Consider the following 17242-nt stretch of genomic DNA (forward strand, 5'->3'; position numbering starts at 1 on the left):
GTCGCCTTACTCGCCATGAGTACCACCGTGGCCGGCACCAGCCTGATCGCCGTCCCCCCGGTGGCGGCATCGCCCGCCCCGCAGGCCGGGGACATCCAACTCACCGCCGGCGGCACGGCGTTGGTCTATGACGGCAGCGGAGGTCCGATGCTGCCGTCCCCGCAGTTTCTCGATGCGATCAACACGCTGTATCTGCAGCCCGGCGGCTTCACCGGCACGATGCAGGCCGCGCTGCTGCCCAACGAGCTCTATCCGATCACCGGTGTCAAGAGCATGGGATTCGGGGTGTCGGTGAGCCACGGCCAACCGATCATGTTCTCCGACATCCAAAATCAGATCGCCGCCGGCGGTGTGACGTCGGAGAATCCCCTGGTGGTTTTCGGCTACTCGCAGAGCGCCGCGGTGGCCTCGCAGGTCATGCCGCAACTGCGCGATGCGGGTGTCCCCAGCGACCTGGTGCACTTCGTGCTGGTGGGTGATGTCAACAACCCCAACGGCGGCCTGTTGAATACCTTCGATTTTCCGGCCGGCAACAGCTGGGCCTTCACCGCCGCGAACTTCCCGTTCAGCCCCGCGACCCCGTCGGATCTGTATCCGACCGACATCTACAGCCTCGAATACGACGCCAGCGCCGACTTCCCGCACTACCCGCTCAATCTGTTGTCGGTCCTCAACGCCCTGGTAGGAAATTTCACCCAGCACTTCATCTATGCCAACCTCACCCCGGAGCAGGTCGAAAGTGCGATTCTGCTACCGGGATCCGCGGCGCTGTCCGGTGAAGGCCTCACCGACTACTACATGATCCCGAGCGCGAACCTGCCGTTGCTGATGCCGCTGCTGTTCCTCCCCGGGATCGGAAAACCCCTGTATGACTTGTTGGAACCCGTTACCCGGATCCTGGTGAACCTGGGCTACGGCAGCATCGATGAAGGATGGGATCAGGGGCCGGCGAATGTCCCCACCACGTTCGGGTTGTTCCCGCAGATCGACCCGGGGCAGCTTTCTACGGCACTGGGCAACGGCTTGCAGCAGGGCATCAACGACGCGCTCAACGCCATTGCGAATCCCGTCAGCTATGAAGAGCAGGTCGCGCCCTGGTTGCCGTTCGCGGACTCGATCTACACCCACGGATTCGCGCCGGAGAACCCGACGTTTGACGGTGTGATGGAGGGGCTTCTCACACTGGCTGGCTTCCCGGTTTCCGACGTGACGCTCAATTCACCGGTGGCCGACATCATCACCATGATCAACAGCACGCTGGCCTACGACTACTCGGCGCTGCTGCCCGCCGCCGACGCGGTCAGTGCGCTGTTCACCAGCCTCCCCGCGTACGCCGCGAACATCTTTGTCGACCAGCTTCTGGCAGGGGATCTTGTTGACGCGATCGGGCTTCCATTGGCGGCTTATTCAGGTCTGGTCCCGTTCGATCTGCTGCTCGGTGCTCCACCGGCACTGTTCGCGGCCATCGGCACCCTGGACAACTTCATGGAGCTGTTCTCGTAAGCGCCGTCGCCCAGTCGATATGCCCTTCGAAGCCGAGCGATTCCGCCAGGGCGCGATAACGATTCACCGCTTCGGCGTGGTCGCCGCCACCGCGCACACGGTAGAGCAGCGCGGTCAACCGCAGCAGCATGATTTCGCACATTGCCGAGCTTTCTTGGCATGCCCGAAGGCTCGCCAACCAGTTGATCGCCTCCTCGGCTTCGGCCAGATCGCTGTCGGCGGCGCGCTCCAGCAGCGTCTCTACCAGGACGCCGGTGGCCCAGACGCCGTAGAAGAGGTTCTCGGCATGGCGCAAGTCGGCGACAGCTTGGCGCATCTCCGCAATGGCGGCGTTGGGGTCGCCGTTGCGCGCCGTTTCGCGGGCGGCCCACACGTCGGTGACCGGGATGAGGAACAGTGCGCGTTTGCGCAGCCAAATGTCGCGGGTCTGCATCATCAGTTCGAGTCCCCGATGACGGTCGGCGACGTTGTCGCGATTGAGTAGCACGACGGCCAATGCGTACCCGGCCAAGCCAAGTGCGCGATCGCTGCTGGCCCGTTGAGCGGATCGCACCGCGTCCTCGCACGCGCGTTCCGCCGCGTCGCTGGGCCGAAGCGCCCCGTACTGCAGCGCGAAACCGTAGGTCCAGGCCACGGTGCTGCCGAGAGTTTCCGCGTTACTGCGTCGGGCCATCGCGACGGCATCGTGGAGGTCTTGGCGCCATCCGGCACGGCCCAGCCACCACCGCGCACTGCCCCGCCATGCCAGTGCGATCGCAAGAGGTGATCCCACACCGAAGTTGGCACCCTTGGCGGGGTCGCCCTCGGCCAGGTCGACGATGGTCTGCGACCACCGCAAGATCTCATTGAATTCACCGACACAGAGCCAGTTGACGAACGCCATGAACGCCAAGCCCATGGTCGGGGAGCGATCGCCGATCGACTCGAACAATGCCATCTGCTGGGATGCCAGCTGCGCGCCTTCACGTGATCGGCCCGCGTAAAGCAGCTCGGTGGCCAGGGCGGTCATCCCGATGGCCAGCGACACCTGATCGCCGGCCGCGCCGCACAACTCCTGCAGTTCCTCGAAGCGACTGCGGCTCTCCTGGACTTCTCGGGCCTGCCAGTCGGTGGCGCACAGCATGGTTAGCGGAGCGATGCGCATCGACAAATGTTCTGGGTCGGCTGCCGGAAGCGCGTCGGCGATGCGGCGCGCCCGCTCCCAGCTGCCCCGGGCCGCGACCAGATCGCGGTTGGTGGACCATGCCCCGGCCCGCATGTGCCAGGCGTACGCCTCGCGCAGTTCGCCCGCAGCCTGCAGGTGTTCGGCTATCAACGCCGCGTTGTCGTCCATCGACCCAGGCGCACGCTCCTGGATCGCTGCGGCCAGCTTCCGGTGCCAGCGGGCGCGATCGGACTTGAGCTGCGACTCGTAGACCACCGTGCGGATCAGCGGATGCCGAAAGGCGTACTGGGCACTCGCGGTGAGATCGACCTCGTCGATCAGCTCCGCGTCGAGCAACTCGTCGAACACCGCATCGACGCCCAGTGTGGGCAACAGCTCCGGGCCGAAGCGTGCTCCGATCACCGAGGCCGCGTTCAATGTTCGTTTGGCCCCGCTGCTGAGCTGGTCGGTGCGCGCCTCAATGGCCGCCTGCACCGTGGGTGGCACCGTGACGTCCGCGGCACGCGTGCGGCAGACGTAGCCGCCGTGTTCGCCGTCCAGCGCCCCGCGTTGGGCCAGCTCGCGCACCATCTCTTCGGCGAAGAACGGATTCCCGGCGGCTCGCCCGGCGATGATCGCGGTCAGCTCGCCGACCGACGGATCCGATCCCAACAGCTCGCCGGTCAGCGCCGTGATGTCCGAATCATCTAGCGGGGCAAGGATTATTTTCTGTGCATCGGGTAGCTGGGTCAGCGCGCCGCGGTAGCCGGGGCGGTAGGTGATCAGCACCATCGAGGGGGTGCGGGGGAGAACTGCCAAGAAGTCCGCGATCAGAGAATCGCTGACGGCATCGATCCAGTGCGCATCCTCGATAATGAATAAAGTTGGTTCGGTGCGGGCCAACGACGCCGAGTTGATCAGAGCCGTCAGCCGGTCGCGGCGGGTATCGGCGTCGATCTGGGGCAGTGCCACATCAGGGTCGGCGATACCCAGCAGATCGTCGAGCAGCAACAGGTCCTGGGGATCGGCGTGCCGAACGTGCTCGCGGACCCGCGTGCGGGCTTCCTCGCCGTCCATGTCGGTCACGCCGATGCTGGCCCGCAGCAGCGTGGACACTGCGTGGAACGGCACCTCGTTGGCATGTGACTCGCAGAAGGTCCACACCACCTCGACTCCGCGAGCGGCCGCGGCCGCGGCGGCCTCCCGAGCCATCCGACTCTTGCCGATGCCGGGTGGTCCCACCACGGTGGCCACTCCGCCGTGCCCTCCGATCGCGCGATCGAGGATCGCCTCCACAACGGCTAACTCCCCGTGCCGGCCGATCAGACGCGACTCCGAGCGCCGGATGGCGCGGTGCCGGTCGGCCATGCCCCACAGCCGGCTTGCGGGCACGGGTTCTGCGGTGCCCTTGATCTGAACCGGCTGCACCGCACCCAACATGGCCTGGCCCTCCACGAGCCGCGCCGTCGACGCGCTGAGCATGATCCCGCCGGGCGGAGAGACCGCTTCCATCCGCTGGGCCATGCCCACCTGCTCGCCCACGGCGGCATAGCCGAACTGTCCCGAGCCGATACCGCCCGCGATCACCTCCCCGGAATTCAGCCCAACCCGCAGTTGCAACTCGATGCCGTCACGCTTGCCGACGTCGACTGCAAGGCCGGCGGCTTCCTGCTGAAGCTCCAAGGCCGCCAGGCAGGCCCGCACGGCGTGGTCTTCCAGGGCGATCGGGGCGCCGAACACCGCCATGATCCCGTCACCGGTCCACTGTGTGATCGTGCTGCCGTAACGCCGCACCACGGCCGCACAGCGGTCGGCCAGGGCGGCCATGATCTCGCGTAGCCGCTCCGCGCCCACCGTCGTGGCGATCTCCATGGAATGCACCACGTCGGCGAACAGCACCGTCACCTGCTTGTATTCGGCCGGTGTCGGTACAGAAGCAACCGCGGTTCCGCATTCGTTGCAGAACCTGAAGGTTGCGGGCAGGCCAGTGCCGCATGAACTGCACACCAGGGCTGGCAGTTCCGACAGCGGCCCAACGCCGTTCACACCGCTATCGTGTCACCGTGGCCCACGGCGGGATAGCGGCTTTCGCGAAGAGGGGCGCTACTCCGGGTGCGGCTCGGCGACCACGGTCGCCAGGTGCGGCTGGGCCTCGGCCTTGACCCGCTCGAACAGCTCTTTGTAGTACGGCATGCAGTCGGCCATCGCCTGCTCGGTGGTGAACAGCGGCCGGTAGCCGAGGTCGCGGCCGGCCTTGGCGATCGAGAAGTAGTTGTTCAGGTAAAGCCGCTCCACCGCACCGGGTTCCAACATCGGTTCGGGCAGGCCGAAGCGGAAGTGCAGCCACTGCCAGGCGAACATCACGTCGCGCACCATGCGTCCGGAAACCCGCAGCCGGGGCCAGTGCTCGCCGCACGCTTCGACGACCGGCCGCGCGAACTCAAACATGTTGATCGGTTCGCCGTCGTTGATGAAGTAGGCCTGACCGGGCGCCGATCCGCCGGGAACCAGGTGCTCGGCGGCCAGGATGAAGCCGTGAATCAGGTTGTGCACGTAGGAGTTGTCGAGCTTGGCTCGTTTACTGCCGATGAGAACTTTGACGTGACCGGCGACCACGCTTTCGAACAGCTTGCGGAACATGGTCTGGTCACCGTCGCCCCAGATGCCCGACGGCCGGATCGCACAGGTGAGCATGCCGTCGATGCCGTTCTCGCCCAGCACGAACTTCTCGGCGACCACTTTGGTCTCGGTGTAGAGGTCGTTGAACTTGGTGGTGTAGGCCATGGTTTCGTCACCGCCTGAGATGGCTTTGCCGCCCATCACCACACTGTTGGAGGCGGTGTAGACGAACCGCTTCACCCCGGCCCGCTGTGCCGCCTGGACCAGATTCTTGGTGCCGTCGACGTTGACCGCGAAACTGCGCCGGCGGATCTCGTCGGTGACTTTGGCACCGCCCTGCAGATCGATGATGGCCGCGGTGTGGAACACGGTGTCGATGTTGGCGACCGCCGCTGCCACCGTCGGAGGGTCGCAGATGTCGCCTTCGAGCTTCTCCAGGTTCGGGTGGTCGGGCAGGCTCGACGGTGCGCGGTCGAAGGAGCGCACCTGGTAGCCGCGTTCCAGCAGTGTCCTGACGAAGTTGGTTCCTACGAAGCCGGAGCCCCCGGTGACCAGTACCCGGCCGAGTTCCGTAGTCAGTGATGGATCACCCATCGGGCGAGCATAACTGAACGTGTTTCAGTTCCCGTGGTCTTGCCCAGGGGGAGGTCACCCGCGGTCGTCGTCGGCGGGCTCGGCGTCCAGCGCTTCCTGCACCCGGCGCCGGGCTCCGGCCAGGTGCTCTTCACACCGCTTGGCCAGCTGCTCGCCCCGTTCCCACAGGCTCAGTGACGCGTCGAGATCCATTCCGCCCTGCTCCAGACGCTGCACCACGTCAATCAGCTCGTCGCGGCACTGCTCATAGCCGAGCTCACTAACGGGTGTCACCGGATCGGCTTGCTCAGCTGCCATCGCTGGGTCCTTCAAGAAGTCGCCCCTCACTCGTCGCCGCCACGGCCCCGTCGGCCACCCGGATTCGCAGTCGGGTCCCGGCCGCCGCATCGTCGACCGACCGCAGTACGTGCGGCCCCGCTGCGCCGACAGTCTGGACGACCGCGTACCCGCGCGCCAATGTCGCGGCCGGGCCCAGGGTAGCCAGCCGCGCCGCCAGATGCCCCAGCCGTTCGCTTTGCACGGCGATCAGCCGGGTGACATCGCGGCGCACCGCGGCCAGGGCGCGCTGGACCTCCTCGCCGCGCTCGGTCAGCGCGCGCAGCGGGTCGGCCAACACCGGTCGGCTGCGCAGCTGCATCAGCACGCGGTCCTCACGCACCACCCAGTTACGTACCGCCTGCGCACTGCGTCGCCGCAGGTCATCGACCAGCGCCTGTTCGGCGGCGGCGTCCGGAACGATCCGCTTCGCCGCGTCGGTGGGGGTGGCCGCGCGCAGGTCAGCGACCAAATCGCACAACGGGCTGTCGGGTTCGTGGCCGATCGCGCTGACCACCGGGGTGCGGCACGCCGCGATGGCCCGGCACAGGGTTTCGTCGGAGAACGGCAGCAGATCCTCGACGCTGCCGCCGCCGCGGGCCAGCACGATCACCTCCACGGCTTCGTCGGCGTCCAGGTCGCGCAGCGCCTCGACGATCTGGGCGACGGCGGTCGGTCCCTGCACGGCGGTGTTGCGCACCGCGAAGCGCACCGCCGGCCACCGGGTGCCGGCTACCGTCATGACGTCGTGCTCGGCGGCGCTGGCACGACCGGTGATCAGCCCGATGGTGCCTGGCAGGAACGGCAGCGGCCGCTTCAGGCGCGGATCGAACAATCCCTCGGCGTCCAGCAGCCGCCGTAGCCGCTCGATGCGCGCCAGCAGTTCACCGATCCCGACGGCGCGGATCTCGCTCAGGCGCAGCGAGAAGGTGCCCCGGGCGGTGTAGAAGTTGGGTTTACCGCAGACCACCACCTGGGTGCCTTCGGTCAGTTTGACCGGCGACGAAGCCACCATTTCGGGGCTGCACGTCACGGTCAGGGACATGTCGGCGGCCGGATCGCGCAACACCATGAACACGGTCCGCACGCCCGGGCGCAGGTTGATCTGGGTGAGCTGCCCTTCCACCCACACCGAACCCAGCCGGTCGATCCAGCCCTTGACCCGGATGGCAACCGCGCGGACCGGGAACGGGTTTTCGGCGGATTCGCCCGGCGCGGGGGCGGTCACTTCGCGGTGGTGCGGGTGATCCTGTTGGCCAGCAGCGTCTGGAACGGTGCCCGGGCCTTGGTGGCCTCTTCATAGGCGAGCAGGGTCTCCAGCTCGTCGAGGCTGAGCGAGGCCAGCCGGGCCCGCAGCTGGGCCAGGGTCAACGAGCCGTAATCGAGCTCATCGACCAGGTCGGGGGTGGGCACGGCAGAGTCCGCGGCCCCGTTGCGGCCGGCCGGGGCCGCGTCGGCGGGTGCGCTCGGCGGGGTGGCCCCGTCTTCGCTGAACGAATACAGGGCGAAGCGCCCTTCGGTGCGTGGGTCGGCGTCGTCGTCGTCGAAGACCGCGGCACCGCCGTCGAAACGGTCCTCGATGTCGTCATCGAAGGTTGCCCACTCCGGCTGCTCGTCTTTCGGCGGGAACAGCGACTCGAGAGTGGTGTCGCCTTTGTTCACCAGCTCGGCGACACCCTGCTGCCAGCGCATCACCGCGTGCGCGGCCTGGCTGGCCAGCGTCATCGGGTAGGTCAGGATGGTTTGCGGCAGCTTCAGGGTCTCTTCGACCGCGACGGTGGCCGCGCCGACCAGAAGCCGGACTCCAAAGGGTGCAGTTGCCATGGCCCCCAGCCTGCCTTACCCGCCGGTCATCTCCAAGTATTGACCGGCATGACGCGAGCTGGCGGTCTCGTGTCGGCAGACCGTACGCTGGTTGCCATGCCCGAAACCGTCGACGTGGAGATCGCCTACAGTTCAGCAGCACGGGTGAACGGCGCCCCCGCGGGCAAGCGGGTGCTGCTGGCGGAGCCGCGCGGGTACTGCGCGGGCGTGGACCGGGCAGTCGAGACCGTCGAGCGGGCGCTGGAGAAGCACGGCGCCCCGGTATACGTGCGGCACGAGATCGTGCACAACAAGCATGTGGTCGACACCTTGACGAACAAGGGCGCGGTCTTTGTGCACGAGACCGACGAGGTCCCCGAAGGCGCGATCGTGGTGTTCTCCGCGCATGGCGTGGCGCCGACCGTGCACGAGTCGGCCGCGGACCGCAACCTGCGGGTGATCGACGCGACCTGCCCCCTGGTGACCAAGGTGCACAACGAGGCCAAGCGGTTCGCCCGAGACGGCTACGACATTCTGCTGATCGGCCACGCCGGCCACGAAGAGGTCGTCGGGATCATCGGCGAGGCGCCCAACGACGTGCAGCTGGTCGACGGCTTAGATGCGGTAGCCGCGGTGACCGTCCGCGACGAGAACAAGATCGTGTGGCTGTCGCAGACCACGCTCAGCGTCGACGAGACCATGCAGACAGTGCTCAAGCTGCGTGAACGGTTCCCGAACCTGCAGGATCCGCCCAGCGACGACATCTGCTACGCCACCCAGAACCGCCAGACCGCGGTCAAGGCGATGGCCCCGGAGTGCGAGCTGGTGATCGTGGTGGGCTCGCGGAACTCCTCGAACTCCTGCCGACTGGTCGAGGTGGCGCTGGGTGCCGGTGCCCGCGCGGCCCACCTGGTCGACTACGCCGAAGACATCGACCCGGCGTGGCTGGCTCCCGAGGCCGGCGAGGTGCAGACCATCGGCGTCACCTCGGGTGCGTCGGTGCCGGAGATCCTGGTCCGCGGTGTGCTGGAGCGTCTCGGCGAGTACGGCTACGGGACTGTGTACCCGGTGGCCACCGCCAACGAGACCTTGGTGTTCGCGTTGCCGCGCGAGATCCGGCCGAGCCGCCGGTAGCGCCGATCGCCGGCGCGGCGTCAACCCTGCGCTGCGGGTCGGCGCCATCGGCTCAGCATCGCAATCACACGCGGAGTTGTCGGCCGTCAATCCGTTGTTTTGGGACTCTCTAACGCATCGAGGTTGGCCAGGGCGATCCGCGTACTTGTCTCGTGATTGGAAAGAGGCCGCATGCGGTCCCATCCCTCAATCACCAGCGTCGGACTGTCGTCCTGGCCGCTGAACTCCTCCAGGAAATATCGAAGGGTCTCATTCGTCGTGTGATCGACGAGGGGCACGCGCCAGCTCAAGTGCAGTTGCACCGTCTGTGTATCCGGCGGAAACTGCCCCAACTCCCGAATTACGTGAAACAGGTTGAAACACACCAGGGAACCATCCAAATACAGGTGGTACGCACCCTCATCGAAACCCCTTTGCGACACGGGATTGCGGAAAAGACTGAACAAGCGGCCGACAAGAGTCGGATTGGCGGAATCCGAGCGGTTGCGCAGCGTGTGCCAAAGACTCTCCAACCACAAATTCAGCACCAATTTCACGGCGACGCCGGCGAGAAGGCCGATGAGCAGGTCCGTCGTCAACGTCACGAGCAAGGTGATCACGAAGACGGCGAACTGCTCCGCCCCCACCCGGGCAACATTGAGCCAAACCGCGGGCTTACACAGTTTGTAGCCGATGAACACCAGGACGGCGGCCAACACGGTCAAAGGGACCATGTTGATCAGGTCGCTGAACAGCAGCACGAACAGCAGCAGGAAGCAGGCGTTGTAAAAGTTTGCCCACTGGGTCCGGCCGCCGCCCAGAATATTGGCGGTGCTCTTGATCATGCCGGGGATGATGGTCAATCCACCGAGCGCGCTGGAGGCGACGTTAGACGCGCCCATGGCCTGCAGGGTCCGATCCGGGTCCGAGCGGCGCCGAAAGGGATCGATTCTGTCCACGGCCGCGATCGTGGCCAGAGACTCGGCCCCGTCGATCAAGACCAGCGTGATGACCAGGTAGGCCAGCGCCAGCCATAGTTCGGGATGGGCGAGCACGGTTCCGAACTGAGGCATGACAACCCCGTCCATCACCGAATTGGGGACGTTGATCAGGTAGTGCCTGTCCAGCTTCAGGATGAATACGCTGGCGAGCGTGCCGGCGAAGAACACCCAGACCGGAGGCGGCATCACTTTCAGCATTCGCCCGGGCATCGCCGTCAGCACGAAAAGCCCCGCCAGGCAACCGATCCCCAGGACGAAAACCTGAAGGTTCATCGACCCGACATGGCGGGGAACTTCGGCCAGGATCGCCCAGAATTCGCGGCCCTCGAACGGCACGCCCATAAACAGCGGGATCTGCTTGGCGATGATCATCAGGCCGATCGCGGCCAGCATGCCCTGAATGGCCGCAGCGGGGAAGATGGCGCTCAGACGGGCCACCTTCAACCTGGCAAGGATCAACTGCACCACGCCCGCAATGGCGATCGCAACCAGAACCAGGGGGTATCCCACCGCAAGCAACTCGGATTCCGAGGCGCCCTCGCCCAGGCGGATCTGTCCCAGCGTGATCATGCCGGCGAACAGGACCGGCGCCAGTCCCGCTGCCGGGCCGCTGATGGTCACATACGAGCCGCCCAAAAACGGCAGGACAAAACCGGCGATGATCGCCGACACAATCCCGCAGATCGGCGGCGCGCCCGAGGTGATGGCAATACCCATCGAGAACGGCAGCGAGATCATGGCCACCGTGAAACCCGACCGAAGGTCATAGCGCCAATGTTTGAGACCGGCCAGACCATTGCGCGGCTTTTCGGTCGGAACGGTCAGATTCTGTGGCATGGATCAGCTCTCCGGCGGCGGCTTAAAGAGTGGGGGTAAAGCGCTGCCGAAATACGCGCAGCGTCAACCCGAATTCATGACGGGAGGACGGCAATACGGGGGGCGGGGCGGACAAACCGCATGATAGCCGTTGCCGCGGAATTCGCCACTTGAACGGCAGTCACCAGAAAATCCGCCCTGCGGTAAACGCCGAACTGTCGGGCCGATACGACGATCGACCCCAGCCCGGCCCGCACCGGCGCCAGCTTGATGGTCATCACGGCTATCACGGTGGACCGTGCCGAATGCATCGGTTGACATGCGTAGATCCGCCTGTGGGCGGTTGGGTCAACCCCGCGGTTACAGGCCCGTCAGCGCCCGTTTGAACGCGTTCATTCCTGGCATGAGCGCAGGGCACGACGCTATATCGCATTCACAGCAAGTTGGCAGCTATGCTCACAGCAAGTGAGCAGCTTTGGTGTTCGAGACATCGGAATAGGCTTTTCTCAAGGCGTCGGTGTAGCTGCGCGGGCTTTTGGTCGTTTCGACAACTCAGCAGCCCCCGTTTCATCGGCGGATCGAGGCTTAAGTGCCGATCGCAAGCGGCTTGAGTCGCCTTGGCTAGATGTCGAACTCCCAGGAGTCGGCTCCGTCGCGCGGCTGACGCGAGCGGTTGCGGGGCGCCGCGTCGGCCTCGTCGGCTCCTGACCTGCGGTAGCGCACCTGGGAAACGGGGTGCCGAGTGCCGGTTCCGTTGCCGCGCCCCTCGGCGCCCGTCGGAGCCGGTCGGCGCCGGGGCATCGATTCGGGTGCGTCGGAGGGGCGGTAGCTGCGCGGATGCGGATCCCGGTTAGTCCTCGACAGTGGGTCAGCTGAGCGCGCCGGGTCCTGGGGTGGGCGCGGGCGCCGTCGCGGCTCGTCTTGCCAGTCCGGCGCCGGGCGCCGGCGGGGCTGGCGTTCGTCGTGCGCCTCGGGAGCCGGGCGTCGCCGCCGCTGGATGGGTTCGTCGCGTCCCTCGGCTGCCGGACGGCGGCGTGGGCGCGGGTGCTCCGCTGCGCGGGCATCCAGATCCGGCCGAACGTGCCGCGAACGCGTCGGCGCCGAGCCGTTGGAAGCACCGCGGCGCTCGGTGGAGCGGGTCCGTGATCGGGCCCCAGAACCCCCACGCGCGGCCCGCCGGGACTCTGCGGTGGCGCGACGCGGGCGCTGACCCGGGCGCTCGCCGCGGGAGGCCGGCTTCTCGATGGCGTGCGCGGGGTTGCGGGTCAGGGCCGAGGTGAGCATGGCGCCGATGCGGTCGCTGAATGTGGCCCGCTTCGGGGTGGCGTCGTCTTCGCTATCGCGGGTCTCGCGCTTCGCGGTTCCGCCCAGCATCCCCAGATACCACCGGACCATCCCGATCAGCAGCACGGCCGCGGCCGTGAACAGCATCAGCGGGAAACGTTCGATCAGGGGGTAGCCGCAGTTGATGACGATGGCCTTGAGGCCCGGGAACCCGCCGCCGCGCAGCATCCAGTACGCGCCGGGCACGGTGGCGAACAGGATCAATGGCGGCTGGACCACCGTGGTGAACACCGCCGATTGCTGCACCATGAGAACCGCGGCGATACAGCCCATCGCGTAGAGGGCGGAGAAGACGATGGACAGTTCTTTGTCGCCGGAGCCGGCGTCGAAGGCCACTCCGACCGCGGTCGCGACCACCGCCACTGCCACCGCACTCCACCACGGCAAACCGGCGATGCTCGGCAAGATCGAACGGTGGTCAGCGGCCACTGCCGACTTCTCCCGCGCTACTGCCACACACTGAAGGTACCGGCTGGCGGCGGCGGGGGCGCACGGCGGCACGCCCCGGGCTCTAGACTTGGCTACCCGTGAGCCTGAGCCTGGGAATCGTGGGGTTGCCCAACGTTGGTAAGTCGACCCTGTTCAACGCGCTGACACACAACGATGTGTTGGCCGCCAACTACCCGTTCGCGACGATCGAGCCGAACGAGGGCGTGGTGCCGCTGCCCGACCCCCGGCTGGCCAAGCTGGCGGAGATCTTCGGTTCCGAGCGGATCCTGCCGGCGCCGGTGACGTTCGTCGACATCGCCGGCATCGTCAAGGGCGCCTCGGAGGGGGCCGGCCTGGGCAACAAGTTCCTGGCCAACATCCGGGAGTGCGACGCCATCTGTCAGGTGGTGCGGGTCTTCGCCGACGACGACGTGGTGCACGTGGACGGCAAGGTGGACCCCGAGGCCGACATCGAGGTGATCGCCACCGAGCTGATCCTGGCCGACATGCAGACCCTGGAGAAGGCGGTCCCGCGGCTGGAGAAGGAAGCCCGCAACAACAAGGACCGCAAGCCCATGCACGAGGCTGCGGTGGCCGCCGCGGCGATCCTCGACACCGGCAAGACCCTGTTCGCTGCCGGGGTGGACACCGCGCCGCTGCGCGAGCTGAACCTGCTGACCACCAAGCCGTTCCTGTACGTGTTCAACGCCGACGAGTCGGTGCTCACCGATGCCGCGCGGGTCGCCGCGCTGCGGGAGCTGGTGGCCCCGGCCGACGCGGTGTTCCTCGACGCCAAGATCGAAGCCGAACTCGCCGAGCTCGACGACGAGTCGGCGATGGAGCTGCTGGAGTCGATCGGGCAGAGCGAGCGCGGCCTGGATGCGTTGGCGCGGGCGGGTTTTCACACCCTGAAGTTGCAAACCTACCTGACCGCCGGGCCCAAGGAGGCGCGGGCCTGGACCATTCACCAGGGCGACACCGCGCCCAAGGCGGCCGGGGTGATTCACACCGACTTCGAGAAGGGCTTCATCAAGGCCGAGGTGGTCTCCTACGACGACCTGGTCGAGGCCGGATCGATGGCTGCGGCCAAGGCCGCCGGCAAGGTGCGCATGGAGGGCAAGGACTACGTGATGGCCGACGGGGACGTGGTGGAGTTCCGGTTCAACGTCTGATCGCTCGAGATCACGCGATCACTTCGCCGAGGAACGCGGAGACACCGAAGTCGCCGACGTGTGTCTCGCCGGTGACCTCACCGCGACGGCGATAGGGGAGGCTCATCCTCATGTCGGTGGTTGAGGCGATCTACCTGGTCGCGGCTGTGCTGTGGATTGTTGTGGTGGTGGCCGCGGCGTGCGTCGGAGGCCACTACCTGGTGAAGCTTCGTGCCAGGCGCCGCCAGGTGACCGGGCTGATCGACACCTTGCGGCTGTCCATCGAGCACGCCATCAGCCCGTACCGGGCAGTGGCCGCCGTCGGTGCCGCCGTTCTTCAGCGTGCGGTTGCCGGAGGCGGCGTCCTCGGGAGCGTCGCTCAGTTGATGATCTCGTCGAGCCCGTCAGCGCGCAGCGCGGCCAGCCGATCACGCCACTCCTGAAGTGCCTCGGGCGTCAGTCGCGGCCAGTCGATGATCTCTTCGGCGACGCGCAGCGGTGCACTGCTGCGATAGGAGCGGGTCGGGTTGCCGGGGAACTTCTTGTCGGTGACGTTGGGGTCGTTCTCGAACGCGCCAGTGGGCTCCACGCGATACACCCGCGGTTCCCCGTGGCCGGCGGCGAGCTCGGCCGCTAGCCCGGCACCGCTGAGCAGCGCGGTGAAGTAGATGTGGTTCATCACGAGCTCGGGCCGGTAGTTGGACCGGAAGCCCGCGCTGAGTAGGTCACCCACCATCAGTTGGGCCTTGGTGCCGTGAAAGAACGGGCCCGCTTCCTCGATCGCGTCCATCGGCTACAGGGTATCGACGCGTGGAGGCCCTCGATCGGTAATCTGACCGCGGTGCGGATTCGTGACTGCGTGGGGCCTGCCGAATATCCCCGGCTGGTGGCGATCTGGCGCAGCGCCGTCGACGCGACCCACCACTTTCTGGCTGATGCAGATCGCGCGGACATCGAGAGTCAACTGGCCGATGTCTACTTCCCGGCCGTTTGCCTCACCGTCGCTGAGATCGACGGAGACCCGGTGGGTTTCGCCGGCACGGCGGGGGAGCACCTGGAGATGTTGTTCGTCCACGCCGACGCTCGCGGCCACGGGGTCGGAAGCGCGCTACTCCAACACGTGATCGCCGAGCAGGGAATCCGCTTGGTGGACGTCAATGAGCAGAACGAGCAGGCGGTCGAGTTCTACGTTCGGCGCGGTTTTGTTGTCGCCGGCCGCAGTGAGCTTGATGAGGCGGGTCGGCCATATCCGTTGCTGCACATGGAGGCACTGCTCACGCCGGTCCTGAGCTATCTGGACGAGGATCGGCCGGGAGATCTGGCCGGAGCCTATCTCTACGGGTCGGCGGCCGCGGCCGGGCTGCGGCCGGACAGCGACGTCGATCTGCTGGTTCTCACACGTACGTCGCTGTCGGAGGCCGAGCGGGCGTCGCTGGTGGCAATTCTGTTGGGTGTGTCCGGGTGGAGCGGGCATGCCGCCCAATTCCCCGAGGTTGCCAACCGTCGGCCGTTGGAGCTGACCAGCCTCGTCGTGGCCGACGTTGATCCGTTGCCGCAGACACCCCGCCGCGACTTCCAATTCGGCGAATGGTTGCGCGCGGAGCTGCTGGACGGCCACGTCCCGACTGCCGTTCCCGATCCCGACGTGGTGGTGCTGCTGGCCACCGCCCAGAGCGCTCGCCGGGTGTTGCGCGGCCAGCCGCTCGAGGATCTGGTCGCGCCGGTGCCGCCCGAGCGGCTCCGGCGAGCCCAGCTCGCGTTGTTGCCCGAGCTCATGAACGACCCGGCGGGCGAGGAGAGGTTCTTCCTGCTGACCTTGGCTCGCATGCTGGTCACGATCGAGACCGGGCAGATCGTCGCCAAGGACATTGCCGCGCAACGGGTCGCACCGAGATTGACGGGACACGATCGTGCCCTGCTGGAGCTGGCCGGGCAGGATTATCTAGGCCTTGCCCAGGTGAACTGGCGCGACCATTACGACCACGTAGTGGCGTTGATTCCAAAGCTGGTCGGCCTGATCCGACAGGCCGACGCCGTCGCGTCGGACGGTTAAATCGCGATCCGCCACCAGGTTCGGCAGCCGCTGTTAGGCTCCGAAAAGGTGGGCAAAAAGTTGGCCCAACTGTCGCGATGGAGATGAAAATGCGAGGTCAACGAATTGCCATTTTGGCGGGAGTGTTAGCTGGCGGTTCAATGGTGCTGGCCGGCCCGGCCTACGCCGATCCGCCGAGCGGTCGGTACCAGGTAACCGGGCAAGGGCTACAGGATGATTTCTACTGGGAACTCAGCTCGTGCGGTTCGGACTGCCTGAACATTGCGCCATCCGGGCAACTGCACCGGCAAGGCAGGGAGTGGGCGGGCACCACCACCGGCGGTTGCCAGACCACTCTGGACGAGGCTCGCTGACCGGTAGTTATCAGTGCCCGATGCTTCCGCCGATTGCCATCACCCTGGTGAGTGCCGGCTGAAAGAAGCGGTTAGCGCAGCGGATTCCAGTTCAACGGGTAAGTCCCGCGGTCAGTCGAGGGGTTCCACCCATTGCACGCGAGACGGTCCCGGGCTGAAGGGATCGCCGAAATACTGCGTCTCACGAACGACTACACCGTCCACGAACTCCATCACGCTCACCACATACGACGGCTGGCCGTCGTAGGTGAGCACCAGTTCACTGATCCACAGATCACCACCGCCGCGGATGCGGCGGACCGTGAAGCGCTTGGCATTCGGCTGGGCTTCCCGCGACGCCTGAATGCGATCGCGGCCACGGATCCGCTCACCCGACTGCGGGTATTCGAGGACCGCATCGGCCCGGTAGATCCGGTGTTCGGCGTCGAAGTCGTTCGCATCCTAGGACGCCCAGTGCGCCATGAGCGCGGCGCGGATGCCGGCGTGATCGGCCATGCTAACGACGGTATCGGCTTTTCGCCCGATTGGGATCAGTCAGATCGAATGCCTGAACCGCACCCGGTTACCAGATGACGGCGAGCCCCGCGGCCGTCAGCACTAAAGCGCCTGCAGCATAGAACAGCGGGCGAGGGGCTTCCCCACCCGACTTGCGCTGCCGGGCCCGGCCGATGCCCAGCACGGCACCGAGGGCGATCAGGATCACCAGTTTGGTGCCGATCTTGGGGTAGTTGAGCACGATGCCGGCTGGCCAGGGCGCAGCCAGCGCAAGCCCGGTGAGCAGCGACAGCACCACGCCGTAGTCCATCACCGGGGTGAGCTGGAAGCGCCGTGCCGCGGCTTCAGCGATCAACGCCCCGAAAGTCACCGCGAATCCGACGATGTGCAGCAGAACTATTACGTGCCGTAGTACCTCCACGTCGCTCAGGCTAGCCGCTGGCGGCGGCAAATGGTATTCCTTCCGGCGTCCTGGCGGTCGCGACGTTCGCCGACGCGGCCCGGGGTCT

At 66.5% G+C, this 17242-nt stretch carries 16 protein-coding genes; 5 read left to right on the forward strand and 11 right to left on the reverse strand.

Features of this window, described 5'->3' with window-relative positions:
• The first annotated feature begins 15 nt into the window (after positions 1 to 15).
• Positions 16 to 1503 carry a PE-PPE domain-containing protein gene (locus N416_RS0105450; protein WP_024441113.1) on the forward strand — a complete coding sequence of 496 codons (1488 nt, stop codon included), beginning with the start codon at positions 16 to 18 and terminating at the stop codon, positions 1501 to 1503.
• Here the strand turns inward: N416_RS0105450 and N416_RS0105455 are convergent.
• From N416_RS0105455 to N416_RS0105475, 5 genes are read right to left on the reverse strand one after another with little or no spacing between them, the layout of a single operon-like run.
• A complete protein-coding gene (locus N416_RS0105455; protein ID WP_369797568.1) occupies positions 1484 to 4693 on the reverse strand; it encodes an adenylate/guanylate cyclase domain-containing protein in 3210 nt (1069 codons plus the stop codon). The genes N416_RS0105450 and N416_RS0105455 overlap by 20 nt on opposite strands.
• A gap of 57 nt (positions 4694 to 4750) precedes the next feature.
• Positions 4751 to 5860, reverse strand: coding sequence for an NAD-dependent epimerase/dehydratase family protein (locus tag N416_RS0105460; RefSeq protein WP_024441115.1), 1110 nt, complete (start codon positions 5858 to 5860; stop codon positions 4751 to 4753).
• Between the two features lie 54 nt (positions 5861 to 5914).
• Complete coding sequence (locus tag N416_RS0105465) at positions 5915 to 6157, reverse strand: exodeoxyribonuclease VII small subunit (RefSeq protein WP_024441116.1); 243 nt, start codon at positions 6155 to 6157, stop codon at positions 5915 to 5917.
• A complete protein-coding gene (xseA, locus tag N416_RS0105470; RefSeq protein WP_024441117.1) occupies positions 6147 to 7403 on the reverse strand; it encodes an exodeoxyribonuclease VII large subunit in 1257 nt (418 codons plus the stop codon). Before xseA ends, N416_RS0105465 begins: the two co-directional genes overlap by 11 nt.
• On the reverse strand, positions 7400 to 7999 hold the full coding sequence (locus N416_RS0105475) for a lipid droplet-associated protein (RefSeq protein ID WP_024441118.1): 600 nt from the start codon (positions 7997 to 7999) through the stop codon (positions 7400 to 7402). The genes xseA and N416_RS0105475 overlap by 4 nt, the downstream gene beginning before the upstream one ends.
• Before the next feature lie 96 nt (positions 8000 to 8095).
• Here N416_RS0105475 and N416_RS0105480 point away from each other — a divergent pair, with 96 nt between their 5' ends.
• Positions 8096 to 9112 (forward strand): 4-hydroxy-3-methylbut-2-enyl diphosphate reductase, encoded by a 1017-nt coding sequence (locus N416_RS0105480; protein WP_024441119.1) that lies wholly within the window; start codon positions 8096 to 8098, stop codon positions 9110 to 9112.
• An 86-nt stretch (positions 9113 to 9198) separates the two neighbouring features.
• Here the strand turns inward: N416_RS0105480 and N416_RS0105485 are convergent, their stop codons facing one another.
• From N416_RS0105485 to N416_RS0105495, 3 genes are all read right to left on the reverse strand, one after another.
• Positions 9199 to 10929, reverse strand: coding sequence for a SulP family inorganic anion transporter (locus tag N416_RS0105485; protein ID WP_024441120.1), 1731 nt, complete (start codon positions 10927 to 10929; stop codon positions 9199 to 9201).
• Positions 10930 to 11003: 74 nt separating this feature from the next.
• Positions 11004 to 11189: a hypothetical protein gene (locus tag N416_RS0105490; protein ID WP_155943324.1), complete on the reverse strand. Its 186-nt coding sequence runs from the start codon at positions 11187 to 11189 to the stop codon at positions 11004 to 11006.
• A gap of 340 nt (positions 11190 to 11529) precedes the next feature.
• The gene (locus N416_RS0105495; RefSeq protein ID WP_024441122.1) at positions 11530 to 12708 is read right to left on the reverse strand and encodes a DUF6542 domain-containing protein; all 1179 of its coding nucleotides are present in this window, start codon (positions 12706 to 12708) and stop codon (positions 11530 to 11532) included.
• 71 nt (positions 12709 to 12779) lie between these two features.
• Here N416_RS0105495 and ychF point away from each other — a divergent pair, with 71 nt between their 5' ends.
• Both ychF and N416_RS23455 read left to right on the forward strand, forming a co-directional pair.
• The gene (ychF, locus tag N416_RS0105500; RefSeq protein ID WP_024441123.1) at positions 12780 to 13853 is read left to right on the forward strand and encodes a redox-regulated ATPase YchF; all 1074 of its coding nucleotides are present in this window, start codon (positions 12780 to 12782) and stop codon (positions 13851 to 13853) included.
• Positions 13854 to 13963: 110 nt separating this feature from the next.
• Entirely contained in the window at positions 13964 to 14275 is a 312-nt protein-coding gene (locus N416_RS23455) for a hypothetical protein (protein ID WP_024441124.1), read from the forward strand.
• Here the strand turns inward: N416_RS23455 and arr are convergent.
• The gene (gene arr, locus N416_RS0105515; RefSeq protein WP_024441125.1) at positions 14212 to 14622 is read right to left on the reverse strand and encodes an NAD(+)--rifampin ADP-ribosyltransferase; all 411 of its coding nucleotides are present in this window, start codon (positions 14620 to 14622) and stop codon (positions 14212 to 14214) included. The genes N416_RS23455 and arr overlap by 64 nt on opposite strands.
• Positions 14623 to 14673: 51 nt before the next feature.
• Here arr and N416_RS23730 point away from each other — a divergent pair, with 51 nt between their 5' ends.
• Positions 14674 to 15885: an acetyltransferase gene (locus tag N416_RS23730; protein WP_369797569.1), complete on the forward strand. Its 1212-nt coding sequence runs from the start codon at positions 14674 to 14676 to the stop codon at positions 15883 to 15885.
• 464 nt (positions 15886 to 16349) lie between these two features.
• Here N416_RS23730 and N416_RS24345 read toward each other — a convergent pair whose 3' ends face one another.
• Together N416_RS24345 and N416_RS0105540 are read right to left on the reverse strand one after the other, a co-directional pair.
• Positions 16350 to 16649, reverse strand: coding sequence for a nuclear transport factor 2 family protein (locus N416_RS24345; protein ID WP_196805100.1), 300 nt, complete (start codon positions 16647 to 16649; stop codon positions 16350 to 16352).
• Between the two features lie 151 nt (positions 16650 to 16800).
• Positions 16801 to 17154, reverse strand: a complete 354-nt coding sequence (locus N416_RS0105540) for a hypothetical protein (RefSeq protein ID WP_024441128.1) — start codon at positions 17152 to 17154, stop codon at positions 16801 to 16803.
• Positions 17155 to 17242 lie beyond the last annotated feature (88 nt).

The organism is Mycobacterium sp. UM_WGJ, assembly GCF_000455125.1.
Taxonomy (GTDB): Bacteria; Actinomycetota; Actinomycetes; order Mycobacteriales; family Mycobacteriaceae; genus Mycobacterium.